This window comes from Roseovarius halophilus (ex Wu et al. 2025) (genome assembly GCF_047086965.1).
Genome location: NZ_JBKOTX010000499.1, coordinates 1 through 1,033 on the forward strand (window position 1 = coordinate 1; position 1,033 = coordinate 1,033).

Annotated in this window: 2 protein-coding genes; both read right to left on the reverse strand. The window is 62.4% G+C overall.

Annotation, left to right across the window (positions count from 1 at the left end; all coding sequences use genetic code 11):
- On the reverse strand, positions 1-507 hold a 507-nt coding region (locus tag ACH107_RS33110), incomplete at its 3' end, for a transmembrane anchor protein (protein WP_412509829.1).
- A 12-nt stretch (positions 508-519) separates the two neighbouring features.
- The coding region (locus tag ACH107_RS33115) for a HupE/UreJ family protein (RefSeq protein ID WP_412509830.1) at positions 520-1,033 on the reverse strand (514 nt) is incomplete at its 5' end.

Sequence of the window (1,033 nt, forward strand, 5' to 3'; positions counted from 1 at the left end):
GCGGCCCCGGTCGTAGTCGATGGACTGGCCGTCGCCATGGGCGTGCAGGTCGAAGTTGATCCGGCCGCCCTCCGCGACCCACGCGTAGTCCGCGACATCACCCGCGGCCATGACGAGCTTGACCTCGGTCGCCGCATCCGGCGCGAGCGTGAAGGTGACCGTGTCGGTCCAGGCTTCCTGCGCATGGGCCGCGCCCACGAAGAGGCCGAAAATGTCGTCGATGACGCTCGAGGATTGGTTACCGCCGTGGATCGCTTCGTCTTCGGCCGCTTCACGGGCAAGCTGCTGCTTGATTTCGCCCATTTCGGTCAGGCCCATCACACTGCCTATCCCGGTCGGGTCGATCCCGTATTCCGCCGGCAGGTAGACGCCGACCCCGATGAAGGCAGCGCCGATCACGGCGGCGATGGTCGAGCGCCGCAGTTGCTTCGGTGTCGGCAGGAGGGCCGGATCGGGCTTCTCCGCGTTCAGTTGCATGGTGGCGCGCATTTTCTCGATGATTTGCATTTCGTTTTCTCCTTATGCGGCCGCAAGAAAGCCGTTGATCTGATAGACGGTAAGCCAGAGGCCGAGGCCCACCATGATGACGTTCGCGACCACGGCCTGGCTCATGAACCGCTGGGACCTGCGCCAGTAGCCCATCACGATCAGGATCACGAAGAGAGCAAGGATCTGGCCGACCTCGACGCCGGCGTTGAACGCCAGAAGGTTCCATAAAAGGCCGTCGTCCGAGATGTCGTATTCTATGATCTTCGAGGCCAAGCCCGTGCCATGGAACAGGCCGAAGATCAGGGTTGCGGCCTTGGTGTTCGGCTGGACTCCGAACCATCTCTGGTAGGCGCCGAGGTTGTCGAGCGCCTTGTAGACGACGCTGAGGCCGATGATCGCGTCGATGATGTAGGCGTTGATGCCCCATCCCCACCAGACGCCCGCCAGCATCGTCACCGAGTGCCCGACCGCGAAGATGCTGACATAGATGGCGACGTCCTTCATCCGGTAGAGGAAGAACACGACGCCAAGAAGGAACAGGATG